Genomic DNA, 11,986 nt, shown 5'->3' with positions numbered 1-11,986 from the left:
ACGGCCACGACCGCGGCCAGAAGGTGATCGCCACGGCCTTCGCCGACCTGGGCTTCGACGTGGACGTCGGCCCGCTGTTCCAGACGCCGGAGGAGGTCGCCAGGCAGGCGGTCGAGGCCGACGTGCACATCGTGGGCGTGTCGTCGCTGGCCGCCGGGCACCTCACGCTGGTGCCCGCGCTACGCCGGGCGCTGGCCGACCTCGACGCCGGCGACATCATGATCGTGGTCGGCGGCGTCATCCCGCCCGGCGACCACGACGAGCTGCGGGCCGCGGGCGCCGCCGCGATCTTCCCGCCGGGCACGGTGATCGCCGACGCCGCCCTCGACCTGCTGGACCAGCTGCGGAACCGTCAGTAAGTCCCGCTCTGGCACATCGTGACGGAGATCGTCCGCTGGGTGATGATCGGCGAGGTGATCCGGAGCGTGACCCGGTGGACGCCCCCTTCGCTCCTGAGGTTCTGCGGCGAGGCGAGGTAGCGCTGGCCGTTCTCCGAGATGACCGCCGACGAGCGGCCCACCTGCGCGCGGTCGATGTACCACGTGTACCTGAAGTTCAGCGGCTGGCCGGTGCGCTGCACCAGCGCCTGGAGCGTCACCTCGCCTCCAGACCAGCAGTCGCCGTTCCTGGTGCCGCCCGCGCGGACGTACACGAGACTGAGCTGCCCGTCCGTGACGGATGTGGTGTCGTCGGTCGGCACCGAGCTCGGGGTGCCGTCGCTCTGCGGGCTCGGGCCCGGGGTACGCGACCGCTTCGGCCGCCGCGACGGCGTTGAGGCGGCGGCCTCAGAGGTCGATGGCGCGCTGCTCACGACCGAGACGTTCTTGGGAGTGGGGGTCGTGGGGGTGAGCCACATGATGGCGGCGGCCAGCGCCAGCACGGAGACGCCGGAGACGCCGGCGATGAGCACGATCTTTATTCGCCGCCGTCCGGACCGACGCGGCGGCGCGGGCGCCCTGGGCGGTGCCTCGGCCGGCGCTTCGCTCGGCGCGAGGAGGCCGACCAGCGCCGAGTGCTGGGCCATGGCCGGCTCGGGCACCGGCTGCTCACCAGTCGCCGACCGCTCGACGGGAGCGGTGAGCCCGAACTCCGCCGGAGCCGGCGCCTCGATCGGAGCACCGAGCGGGAACGTCGCCGGACCCTGGCCGTGATACCCCGCCGGGTCCTGACCGTAGCGCCCGACCGGTTCTTGGGCGTAGCGCTCGACCGGCTCCTGGCCGTAGTGCGCAGCCGGTTCTTGGCCGTAGTGCGCGGCCGGGCTGGGCTGCGGGGCGGTGGGCTGGGCCGGGCTCTGGCGCGGCGGGAAGCGCCGCGGTAGGTCGGCGCCCGGAGCCTGGGCGCGACCCCGGCGCGGCGGCGTGTCCTGCTCGAGGGCCGGCTCAGGCGTCTGGTGCCAGGCCGCCGCGGGCTGGTCAAGGGTCTCGTACGAGGCCGGGGACTGGTCGGAGGCCTGGTGCGGGACCGGAGCCTGGTCGGAGGTCTGGTACGGGACCGGGGTCTGGTGGGAGGCCGGACTCTGGGGCGAGGCGGCAGGCTGGCGCGAGGGCGCGGTCAGCCGGAGCAGCACGTCGCGAATCGCGGGACGGGCGCCAGGATCCTTGGCCAGGCAGGCCTGCATGATCTCGCGCACCACTCCCCGCAGCTCGCCCAGCTGGGGCTCGTCGTTCAGGATGCGGTTGATCATCGCGGGCAGCGAGTCGTCGCCGAACGGCGGCACCCCCGTGGCCGCGAAGACCATCACCGACGCCCACGCGAACACGTCGGCCGGGGCCCCCACAGCCTTCCCGGCGAGCTGCTCGGGCGCCATGTACGCGGGCGTGCCGACGAAGGTGCCGGTCGCCTTCATGCCGGTGCCGAGCGCCCCGGCGATGCCGAAGTCCACGACCTGCGGCCCGTCGGGCCCGAGCAGGACGTTCGACGGCTTGAAGTCCCCGTGGACGACGCCGGCCTGGTGGATGGCGTCCAGTGCGGTCGCGGTGGACACGGCGAGCCGCTGCAGCTCCGCCCCGCCTTGCCGGCCCACCTGCTGGAGCGAGGGTCCGTCCACGTACTCGGACACGATGTACGGCCCGCCGCTGGTCGAGGCGTCGAGCACCTGCGCGAGGCAGAACGGCTCGACCTTGCGCGCGGCGGCGATCTCCCTGGCGAGGCGGTCGTCCCCGGCGAGTCCCTCGCGCAGCACCTTGACGGCGACGGGGGTGCCGTTGCGGGCCTGGCCGAGATAGACGACACCATGGCCGCCCGCGCCGAGCCGACCGACCAGCCGGTAGGGTCCCACCGTTGCCGGGTCGCCCTCGCGGAGGGGTTCGACGTTGGGCATGAGGGGAGTGACTCCTGTGACGGCTGAGGTTAGAACTCCAGCACCCTACTGGCAAAAGTCAAGACTTGTCAGAGCTTAGGCTGATCAACTGGGAAGAAAAGGAGTAAGTCGGGTGCATTCGCTGGAGGACTACGCCCAAGGCGTACGGGCCGGGTCCCGTACGTGGATCGCCCGCGCGATCACGGTGGTGGAGTCGACCAGGCCCGACCACATCGCGCTGGCGCAGCGACTGCTCGTCGAACTCACCCCGTTGTCCGGCCACGCGTGCAGAGTGGGCATCTCCGGCGTGCCCGGCGTGGGGAAGTCCACGTTCATCGACTCCCTCGGGACGATGCTGACCGCGCGCGGCCACAAGGTGGCCGTGCTGGCCGTGGACCCCTCATCCACCAGGACGGGCGGCAGCATCCTCGGCGACAAGACCCGCATGGCCCGCCTGTCGGCCGACCCCGCCGCCTTCATCCGCCCCTCGCCGACCTCCGGCACGCTCGGCGGCGTCGCCAAGGCGACCAGGGAGGCCATGGTCGTGGTGGAGGCGGCCGGCTTCGACGTCGTCCTGGTCGAGACCGTCGGCGTGGGCCAGTCGGAGACCGCGGTGGCCGACATGGTGGACACGTTCCTGCTGCTCACGCTGGCCCGCACCGGCGACCAGCTCCAGGGGATCAAGAAGGGCGTGCTGGAGCTGGCCGACGTCATCGCGGTCAACAAGGCCGACGGCGAGTACGAGCTGCCGGCCAGGAAGGCCGCGCGGGAGCTCGCGGGTGCGCTGCGCATGCTCCGCTCCGATTCGGTCCCGCCGCCGGTGCTCACGTGCAGCGGGCTCACCGGCGACGGGCTGGAGAAGCTCTGGCGGCACGTGCTGGTCCACCAGGACTCGCTCGACCTGGCCGCCAAGCGCCGCCGCCAGCAGGTGGGCTGGACGTGGACCCTGGTACGGGACCGGCTGCTGTCCGAGCTCCGCAACGACCCCGAGGTGGCGGCGATCACCGCGGAGGTGGAACGGGAGGTCCTCGCGGGCGAGCTGACCCCCTCGCTCGCGGCCGACCGGCTCCTGTCCGCCTTCAAACGCCCCTGAGGCGGCGCCGGGCGAGCCAACGGTCCACCCCGACGTCTATCCCAAATCGTGGGATTGCTCTTAGAGTCGGGCTCAGACACCGTCCAGGAGGCCAGGCATGTCCAGCATTCCGTCCCTGCTGCGAGACCGGATCACGGCGACCCCCGACGCCGAGGCGTACCGAACTCCCTCGGACGGCGGCTGGACCTCGCTGACATGGCGGGAGGTGGGCGAGCAGGTGCGCGGGCTGGCTCTGGGCCTGGCCGGACTGGGCTCCGGGCCCGGAAAGCGCGTGTCGATCCTCTGCTCGACCCGGCTCGAATGGATCCTGGCCGACCTGGCGGTGCTGGCCACGGGGGCGGCCACGACCACGATCTACCCGTCCAACACGGCCGCCGAGGCGGCGTTCGTCATCACCGACTCCGGCAGCACGATCGTGATCGCCGAGAACGACGACCAGGTCGCCAAGCTCAGATCCGTCCAGAAGGAGCTGCCCGACGTCACCCACGTGGTGGTCATCGACGGCACGCCGAGCGACGACGGCTGGGTGGTCAGGCTCGACTCTCTCCACGGCGACGGCGACGGCGACTACGACGGCATGGTGGACGCCATCGCCCCGGACGACCTGGCCACGCTCATCTACACCTCCGGCACCACCGGCCGCCCCAAGGGTGTCGAGCTGACCCATGACAACTGGCTCCATGCCGTGGGCGGCGTGCGCCGGCTGAACCTGCTCTCCGGGGCCGACCTGCACTTCCTGTGGTTGCCGCTGTCGCACTCGTTCGGCAAGCTGCTGGAGGTCATCATGATCGACATCGGCGTGCCGACCGCGATCGACGGCCGCCTCGACAAGATCGCCGAGAACCTGGGCGTGCTCCAGCCGACGTTCATGGCCGCCGCGCCGCGCATCTTCGAGAAGATCCACAATACCGTGGTGGCCACCGTGCGGCGCGAGGGCGGCGTCAAGCTGCGCATCTTCAACGGGGCGCGGCAGACAGGCATCAGGGTCAGCCGCGCCCGCCAGCGCGAGGCGCCCATCCCGCTCACCACCAGGGTCGAGTACGCCCTGGCCGACCGTCTGGTCTTCGCCAAGCTCCGCGACCGGTTCGGCGGCCGGATCCGCTTCTTCATCTCCGGCGCCGCCCCGCTGTCCATGGACATCGCCGAGTTCTTCGACGCGGCGGGGCTGACGATCCTCGAGGGGTACGGCCTCACGGAGTCCTCGGCGGGCAGCTTCCTCAACCTGCCGGAGTCGGTGAAGTTCGGGACGGTCGGGCCGCCGCTGCCGGGCACCGAGGTCCGCATCGCCGACGACGGCGAGATCCTCATCGGCGGTCGCGGCATCATGCGCGGCTACCACGGGCTGCCGGAAGAGACGGCCGGCGCGCTGGAGGACGGCTGGCTGCACACGGGCGACATCGGCGAGCTCGACTCCGCCGGCCGGCTGCGCATCACCGACCGGAAGAAGGAGCTGATCAAGACCTCGGGCGGCAAGTACGTCGCGCCGACGTACCTGGAGGGCCGGATCAAGGCGGCCTGCCCGTACGCCTCGCACGTGTTCGTGCACGGCGACCGGCGCAACTACGTCACGGCGCTGATCACGCTCGACATGGACGTGGCCGGGCCGTGGGCGCGGTCCGAGTCGCTGCCGGAGGACCCGGAGAAGCTGCGCGAGCACCCGCGCATGCGCGAGGAGGTCCAGAGGGCCATCGACCAGGTCAACGCGGACCAGGCGAGCTACGCCACGGTCAAGAAGTTCGCGATCCTGGCCGAGGACTTCACGGTGGAGACGGGCGAGCTGACGGCCAGCCTCAAGATCAAGCGCAAGGCGGTCGAGGAGCGCCACGGCCAAACGCTCGACGCCTTCTACGAGGCGTAGGGTTCCGGGGGTGATCTCCCACCTCCCGGTGCGCCCGAGGCATTGCGACGCGCAGGCCATGATGCACGCCGCCCGGTACTACGAGTACTTCGAGGACGCCTTCCTCGACTGGCTCGGCGCCAGGGGCGGCTACGACAGGCTCCGGCGGGAGGGCGCCGACCTGGTGGTCAAGGCGAGCGGGTGCGAGCACCACGCCCCGGCCCGGCTCGGCGACGTGCTGGCCGTGGAGAGCGCGCCGGCCAGGGTCGGCACGACCTCGATCACGATGACGTTCACGATGCGGAGCGGGGGCCAGCTGGTGGCCGTCGGCACGATCACGTACGTGTGCGTGCGCGACGGCCGGGCCGCCCCGCTCCCTAACCTGCTTAGAGGATTCGCTTAGCCCCGGGCAGCGACCGCACCAGGTACGCCAGCGCCCAGCACAGCGGCAGCGCCACGGCCGCCATGATCGCGAACTTGACGATCGCGATCGCGTCGAGCCAGCGCAGCCCGTAGCCGACGGCGACGAGCACGAGCGGGTGGATGATGTAGACGGTGAAGGCGTGGTCGGACAGGAAACGGCCACGCGGCCCCTGCTCGGCGAACCGCTCCCTGAAGAGCACCGACAGCCCGATGATCAGGCTGACCGCGAAGGCCGACTCCCAGGCCGCCGTCAGCGCAGAGGCCACCGCGCCGCTCGTCATGAACGCGGGCGGCAGCAGCACGGCGCTCGACACGCCCGCCGCCACGAGCCCCAGCCGCCCGGCCCGCGCGGGCAGGGTCTCGAACCAGCCGCGCCGGAAGGCCACGCATCCTAGCGCGAACATGGCGACGTACTGCGGCAGGAAGTTCGGCGTCGGCAGCCCGAGCACCGGCACGTAGCTGCCGGTCCGCACCGGGATCCGCCACAGGAACGTGACCACCGCCAGCCCCAGGACGAACAGCACGATCGACCTGAACCGGAGCGGGGCGGGACGCGAGTCGAGCGGCGCCCGCCGGGACCGCCACAGCGCGTACACCAGGGCGAAGACGATCAGCACCTCGGCGAACCACATCGGCCCCGGGTCCCACGAGGCCAGATAGAACCGCCAGTACGGGACGCCGTCGAGCTTCGCGTAGTCGCCGAAGTTCACCAGGGGCCGGAGCAGGATCAGGAAGGCGAGCAGCGGGATGCCCAGCCGCACCAGCCGGTCCCGTATGAAGGCGCGGCTGCCCTTGCGGTCGTAGGAGCGGGGGGTGAAGAAGCCGGAGATCAGGAAGAAGAACCCCATGAAGAACGCCTGGTTGAACGTCACTAAGAGGTCGAGCAGGATCCCCGACGGGTCCTTGGCGGGCTCGGTGTAGTACCACAGGGGGATGTTCCCGTACGTGATCGCCACGTGGTGGACGACGACCAGCACGGTCAGCACGGTCCGGAGGTTGTCGATCGAGTGGAGCCTGGTTCTCGGCTCGGTCTTCACTTGCTGCATGCCCTTTCGAAGAGGTCGGCCAGCTCGCGTGCGTGTGCCTCGAGGTCGTGCTCGGGATAGGCGGCCCAGTAGCCGAACATGCTGTCCATGGCGGCGGACACCGTCACGGCCATGACGCGGAGGTCGAAGTCCCTGAACTCGCCGGTGCGCTGCCCGAGGCGGAAGACGCTCTCCAGCGCCTGGTAGATCTCCTCGCTGGTCTGGACGCCGTAGCGGGGTTTGCCTTCGGCGGTGCGCAGGTTGTTGAAGATCTCCCCGAGCGCCGTGATCTGCGCCCGGTGCTCGCGCATGTGCGCGGCGTTGGCGATGAAGTACGTCCTCAGCAGCTCACCGGCCTCTTCCAGGCCCTCCATCTCGGCGAGGACATGGTCGGCGGCCTGCGTGTAGACGCGGGTGACCACCTCCTCCATCAGCTCCTCCTTGCCGGCGAAGTGGTAGGAGATGACGCCCTTGCTGATGCCCGCGTGCTTGGCGATGCGGGCCAGCGACGCCTGGGCGAACCCGACCTCCGCGATCACCTCCACGGCCGACGCCACGATCTGGGCTCGTCGGGCCTCCTCGATGAACGAGCGCGGCTTCTGGCCGGTCGGCTCAATTTCTGACCGCATGGCCAAAATTTAGCACAGACGGCCAGGGGCGTGCATGCCTCAGGCTCGGGGTGCCGTGCACCGCGTCGCCTCCCGCCGCAGGCGCGACGCCCGCTGGTCCGTGCCGACGCGGCCCCGTGCTCAGGAAACGGCCGAAGGCGTCGTGAGCCGGGACAACGTGGGGTCCAGAAATACGCGGAAGAAGAGACGTACCCCCGGGGGTGAAATATCCACTCCGCGCCGCAGGCGCTCGAGGATTGACGTTCGTGATCCATGTCACGATGGCGCGGCAACCGACAGGGAGAGGGCGCGTATGTCTGCGGAGCTGATGCTGCCCGAGTGCGGCCGGCTGCTGGCCGAGCACGGCATGGCCTGGGGAGAGCCGACGATCCCTTATGTGAAGTTCTTCGCCCGGCGCAGGGTCCTCCCGGCCGCGCTGTTCGACCGGTTCTGGGAGCTGGTCGTCAAGGCGGTGGCCGAGCTGCATCCGGGCGAGCCGATGCACGGGATCGGGGCCTGCCTGGCCGGGCCCGACTACGACCGGGTGCTGCGCGACACTCTCGGCGGCGAACTGCCTCCGCACCTCGCCGCCGTACGCGTCGGCCCGGACGAGATCCGGCTCGAAGGGGCGCCACGCGGCGAGGAGCGGATGTCGCTGCTCATCGACTCCAGGCGCGACGAGGCCTGCATGGTCAGCGTCGATGACACCCGGCGGCGGATCGATCCCCGCGGCGCCTGGCTGGTAGAGGTGGATCACGGTAGCTCAGTCGTGGTGGACGGCGTGCGCATCCAGCTGGACACCCTCCTGATCCCCACCCAGGCGGCCAGACTGCGGCTGGTGGCGGGGATGCCCTGCCGATGGAGCGTGACGAGCGAGGACGGCAGCGGCTGGTTCCCGTCCGGCACTCCCAACCGGTACGACCACCACGGCCGCCCCTACTTCCACGGCGACGACCTCGTCCTGGAGGTCCCCTGCGTGCCTCTGACGATCACGGCCGCCAGGGGCATGGAGTACGACGAGGCCAGGCTGGAGCTCACCCCGGACCCGGGCGAGGAGCACCTGGTCCAGCTCGCCCCTCAGCGCATCTACGACGCGGCCGCCCGCGGCTGGTACGGCGCCGACATGCACGTACACCTCAACTGGGCGGGAGACCTAGCCGGTGTGCCCGCGGACGTGGCCGCCGCGCAGCACGGCGAGGACCTGCACGTGCTCAACCTCCTGACGGGCGACATCTCCGGCAGGCGCGTCCACGGCCGCGAGGCGCTGGAGGCCTGGACGGACGTGGACCTGCCGTGGTCCGATGCCACGCACGTGGCCAGGATGGGCGTCGAATACCGCAACGACCTGCTCGGCCACATCTACGCGTTCGCGCCCCGCGCCGCTCCGGGCCGCTACCACACCGAGTTCGCCGGCGACGCGGACTGGCCGCCCAACGCCGACGGGCTACGGGAACTGCGCGGACTCGGCGCGCTCGTCGGCTACAGCCACCCCTTCCGCACCCCGGTCTGTGACGGCGACCCGCCCATGCGCACCGTGTCGCCCGTGTGGCGCGACTGCGCCGCCCGAGAGCTGGTCGCCGACGTCGTGCTCGGACTGGTGGACAGCCTGGACGTGCTTGCGCATGCCTCGATCCCTGCCGCGGCGGCGGTGTACCGGCGGCTGATCGGCGCGGGCAACCGGCTCGCCGTCACCGCGGGCACGGACGCGATGATCTCCTTCACCCGCTCCGGCGACCAGTCGAACCCGCCCGGCTGGGCCCGCGTCTACGCGCAGATCGAGGGCGAGCTGACCGCCAGATCGTTCGCCGCGGCCGTGCGCGCGGGCCGCACCTTCGCCACCACCGGACCCTGGCTGGAGCTGTCCGTGGACGGCCACGGCCCCGGCCACGTCATCCAGGCGCGTAAGGGCCGGCGCATCCGGGTCACGGCCGGGGCCATCGGCCCGGAGGTTGCCGCGGTACGCATCCGCACCGCGGAGGGCGTGCAGGCCGGCGCGGAGCGACTGCCGGCCGGCTCCGGCCGGGCCTCCGGCGAGCCGCTGACCGTGACGGCCGACATCCTGGTGGACGCGCCGACGTACGTGGTGGCCGAGGTCCTGTGCGACCCGCACCCGCGCACTCTGACCACCACCGGGTACGCCCTGACCAGCCCCGTCTACGTGAACGTGGACGGCAAGCACGTCGCCAGGCAGGAGGACGTGCGGTGGTGCCTGGAGTGGCTGGACCTGCTGGAGGACCTGATCAAGCGGCACTGCCGCCTGGCCGCCCCGTACCAGATCGGCGACCACGTGTCGCTGCTCGAGCAGGCCAGGGCGGTCTACCTGGCGCGGCTGACCTGAGGCGGACGGCCCCTCCGCGGTTTCCCCGTCGTCATCCGGCCCCGCCGGCGCAGCGCTCGCGCGGCCGGACGGTGGCGACGAGCCCGGAGGTGCGCACCTCCCACGCGCCGCAGGCGCACCTCAGGTAGGAGACCGTCCCCTCTGAGGTGCGGTGGGAGGAGACGACGGCCAGGGCCAGCGGATCGTGGAGATGTCTGGAGTGCATGATTCCAATCTGATGTAATGCCCTTATGCATTTCAACGCTTACGGCGGCAACGGGGCGGCCCTCGCGGCGGCCCTGGTGAACGCGACCGACTTCAGCCCTGAGGAGGTCGAGGCGATGCTGACCGAGCACCGCCTGCTCCGCGCCGTCGTCACGGCCGGACAGGCCGAGGAGCTGCGCGAGTGGGCGGGCCGGCTCGCGCCCGTGTTCGGGGAGCGCGACCAGGACACGCAGATCAAGCTGATCAACGACCTGCTCGACGTCACCGCGTCCAAGCCGTACGTCAGCGCGCACGACGGCCGCGAGCCGCACCTGCACTTCTTCGACCCGCACGCCGACGTCGTGTCCAGGGCGAAGGACACCACGGCGGGCGGGCTGGCCATGGCCATGTCGTTCGCGGGCGGGCATCGCCTGGGGAGGTGTGACCGCGACGGGTGCGAGGTCGTCTTTGTGGACACCTCGCGTAACGGGCGGCGCCGGTTCTGCTCGCCGGCCTGCGCGAACAGGGTCAATGTGGCGGCGCACCGGGCCAGGAGCCTTGCCAGGTGATCCTCGCGTCGCATAGTCTTTCTCGCGTCTTGTAGCCGAGCCCCGGGGGCAGTTGACGTGAGGATCTGAGGTCGCGGGCACCGCGCCGTTTCCGCCCTGTCATGGGCGATGCGCGCACACCTGGACCTCTGGCGACCTCTTCGCCCCTCCTTTCCTCGTGCTGCGTGCATATGCGGTGATTCCCGCCAAGTCACGAAATTTCGACGTTTGTGACGGGAGCCGCCTTATGTCTTTTTCCATTGTTGTAGATCACGTGTCCTTCGCCTGGCCTGACGGCACCGGCGTGCTCGACGGGCTCGATGCCGCGTTCCCCGCGGGACGTACCGGGCTCATCGGGGTCAACGGGTCGGGCAAGTCCACCCTGCTGAAGATCATCGCGCGGGAGCTGGCCCCTCGGTCCGGGTCCGTTTCCGTGTCGGGGGAGGTGGGGTACCTGCCGCAGAACGTCCCGCTGGGCGCCGGCCGTACCGTGTCGGACCTGCTGGAGATCAGCGGGACGCGGGCGGCGCTGCACGCCATCGAGAGCGGCGACGTGGCTGAGGAGCACTTCGCCGCGGTCGGCGACGACTGGGACGTCGAGGAGCGCGCCAGGGCCGAGCTCGACCGGCTCGGGCTCGGCCACATCGGGCTGGACCGCACGGTCGGCACACTGTCGGGCGGCGAGACCATCATGGTCGCGCTGGCCGCCCAGTTGCTGAAGCGGCCCGAGGTGCTGCTGCTCGACGAGCCCACCAACAACCTCGACCTGGACGCGCGCGAACGGCTCTACGCCGCGGTCGCCGCCTGGTCGGGGGTGCTGCTGGTGGTCAGCCACGACCGCGCGCTGCTGGAGCTGATGGACCAGATCGCCGAGCTGCGCGAGGGCGTCGTACGCATGTACGGGGGCAACCTGAGCGCCTACGAGGAGCAGGTCGGCGGCGAGCAGGAGGCCGCCATGCGGATGGTACGGAACGCGGAAGGGGAGATCCGGCGGCAGCAGCGCGAGCTCATCGAGGCCCGCACCCGGATCGACCGGAACCTGCGCACCGGGCGGAAGGCGTTCGAGAACAAGAAGGTGCCGAAGATCGTCGCCAACGGGCTCAAGCGGAAGGCCCAGGTGACCGCCGGCAAGCAGCGCAACCTGGCCATCGAGAAGCTGGAGGAGGCGCGTGAGCGGCTGACGGAGGCCGAGCTGTCGGTGCGGGACGACGCGGAGATCCGCATCCAGCTGCCCGGCACCGAGGTCCCGGCCGGCCGCACGGTCCTCACCCTTCCGCTCCCGCCACCCCCTGCCCACGCCACCGGCTCGCCCTCCTCCGGCTCCGCCGCCCATGATCCGGCCCCCGCCCCGGGCGGCGCGCCGATCGCGCTTGACACGGCGGGGTCACGAGGCACGGCGGCGCCGGGCAGTGCCCCGTACGCCCCGGGTGGCGAATCATGGCGCCCGGCGGACTCGGGCGGTGCGGCGGACTCACGTGGCGCGTCAGAGCCGCATGGCGTGCGTGGCGAGGGCGGCGTGCGTGGCGAGGACGGGGTGCGGGGTGTTGTGCTGGAGACGTTGGTGGTGCGCGGTCCTGAGCGGATCGCGTTGCTCGGCCCGAACGGCTCGGGCAAGACCACGTTGCTCAAGCG

At 71.2% G+C, this 11,986-nt stretch carries 11 protein-coding genes; 7 read left to right on the top strand and 4 right to left on the bottom strand.

The annotated features are described in order from the left end of the window. On the top strand, positions 1-359 hold a 359-nt coding region (locus tag AB0J09_RS38860; RefSeq protein ID WP_360702354.1), incomplete at its 5' end, for a cobalamin-dependent protein. On the opposite strand, the gene AB0J09_RS38855 is transcribed toward AB0J09_RS38860, so the two are convergent. Beyond that, the gene (locus tag AB0J09_RS38855) at positions 353-2,320 is read right to left on the bottom strand and encodes a protein kinase (protein ID WP_360702351.1); all 1,968 of its coding nucleotides are present in this window, start codon (positions 2,318-2,320) and stop codon (positions 353-355) included. The two genes, AB0J09_RS38860 and AB0J09_RS38855, sit on opposite strands and share 7 nt — an antisense overlap. 112 nt (positions 2,321-2,432) lie before the next feature. On the opposite strand from AB0J09_RS38855, the gene meaB reads away from it, so the two are divergent. From meaB to AB0J09_RS38840, 3 genes are all read left to right on the top strand, one after another. Then, positions 2,433-3,392: a methylmalonyl Co-A mutase-associated GTPase MeaB gene (meaB, locus tag AB0J09_RS38850; protein WP_360702348.1), complete on the top strand. Its 960-nt coding sequence runs from the start codon at positions 2,433-2,435 to the stop codon at positions 3,390-3,392. A gap of 97 nt (positions 3,393-3,489) precedes the next feature. Then, the gene (locus AB0J09_RS38845) at positions 3,490-5,250 is read left to right on the top strand and encodes a long-chain fatty acid--CoA ligase (protein ID WP_360702346.1); all 1,761 of its coding nucleotides are present in this window, start codon (positions 3,490-3,492) and stop codon (positions 5,248-5,250) included. A 10-nt stretch (positions 5,251-5,260) separates the two neighbouring features. Further along, on the top strand, positions 5,261-5,632 hold the full coding sequence (locus AB0J09_RS38840; protein WP_360702344.1) for a thioesterase family protein: 372 nt from the start codon (positions 5,261-5,263) through the stop codon (positions 5,630-5,632). Here AB0J09_RS38840 and AB0J09_RS38835 read toward each other — a convergent pair. Next, positions 5,616-6,698: an acyltransferase family protein gene (locus AB0J09_RS38835; RefSeq protein ID WP_360702341.1), complete on the bottom strand. Its 1,083-nt coding sequence runs from the start codon at positions 6,696-6,698 to the stop codon at positions 5,616-5,618. The two genes, AB0J09_RS38840 and AB0J09_RS38835, sit on opposite strands and share 17 nt — an antisense overlap. Then, on the bottom strand, positions 6,686-7,306 hold the full coding sequence (locus AB0J09_RS38830; protein ID WP_360702338.1) for a TetR/AcrR family transcriptional regulator: 621 nt from the start codon (positions 7,304-7,306) through the stop codon (positions 6,686-6,688). The genes AB0J09_RS38835 and AB0J09_RS38830 overlap by 13 nt, the downstream gene beginning before the upstream one ends. 292 nt (positions 7,307-7,598) lie before the next feature. Between AB0J09_RS38830 and AB0J09_RS38825 the strand changes: the two genes are divergently transcribed. After that, positions 7,599-9,623, top strand: a complete 2,025-nt coding sequence (locus AB0J09_RS38825) for a CehA/McbA family metallohydrolase (protein ID WP_360702335.1) — start codon at positions 7,599-7,601, stop codon at positions 9,621-9,623. A 31-nt stretch (positions 9,624-9,654) separates the two neighbouring features. On the opposite strand, the gene AB0J09_RS38820 is transcribed toward AB0J09_RS38825, so the two are convergent. Further along, positions 9,655-9,828, bottom strand: coding sequence for a hypothetical protein (locus AB0J09_RS38820; RefSeq protein ID WP_360702333.1), 174 nt, complete (start codon positions 9,826-9,828; stop codon positions 9,655-9,657). 25 nt (positions 9,829-9,853) lie between these two features. On the opposite strand from AB0J09_RS38820, the gene AB0J09_RS38815 reads away from it, so the two are divergent. Both AB0J09_RS38815 and AB0J09_RS38810 read left to right on the top strand, forming a co-directional pair. Further along, positions 9,854-10,375, top strand: a complete 522-nt coding sequence (locus tag AB0J09_RS38815) for a CGNR zinc finger domain-containing protein (protein ID WP_360702330.1) — start codon at positions 9,854-9,856, stop codon at positions 10,373-10,375. Between the two features lie 226 nt (positions 10,376-10,601). Continuing rightward, the coding region (locus AB0J09_RS38810; protein ID WP_360702328.1) for an ATP-binding cassette domain-containing protein at positions 10,602-11,986 on the top strand (1,385 nt) is incomplete at its 3' end.

This window comes from Nonomuraea sp. NPDC049784 (genome assembly GCF_040659615.1).
Taxonomy (GTDB): Bacteria; Actinomycetota; Actinomycetes; order Streptosporangiales; family Streptosporangiaceae; genus Nonomuraea.
This window is presented reverse-complemented; position numbering and strand designations above follow the sequence as displayed.

What these genes read in the sequence shown, in the direction of transcription:
- AB0J09_RS38855 (WP_360702351.1), bottom strand. Translation starts at nt 2,320, where the DNA reads ATGCCCAACGTCGAACCCCTCCGCGAGGGCGACCCGGCAACGGTGGGA.
- AB0J09_RS38845 (WP_360702346.1), top strand. Translation starts at nt 3,490, where the DNA reads ATGTCCAGCATTCCGTCCCTGCTGCGAGACCGGATCACGGCGACCCCC.
- AB0J09_RS38835 (WP_360702341.1), bottom strand. Translation starts at nt 6,698, where the DNA reads ATGCAGCAAGTGAAGACCGAGCCGAGAACCAGGCTCCACTCGATCGAC.
- AB0J09_RS38830 (WP_360702338.1), bottom strand. Translation starts at nt 7,306, where the DNA reads ATGCGGTCAGAAATTGAGCCGACCGGCCAGAAGCCGCGCTCGTTCATC.
- AB0J09_RS38825 (WP_360702335.1), top strand. Translation starts at nt 7,599, where the DNA reads ATGTCTGCGGAGCTGATGCTGCCCGAGTGCGGCCGGCTGCTGGCCGAG.
- AB0J09_RS38820 (WP_360702333.1), bottom strand. Translation starts at nt 9,828, where the DNA reads ATGCACTCCAGACATCTCCACGATCCGCTGGCCCTGGCCGTCGTCTCC.
- AB0J09_RS38815 (WP_360702330.1), top strand. Translation starts at nt 9,854, where the DNA reads ATGCATTTCAACGCTTACGGCGGCAACGGGGCGGCCCTCGCGGCGGCC.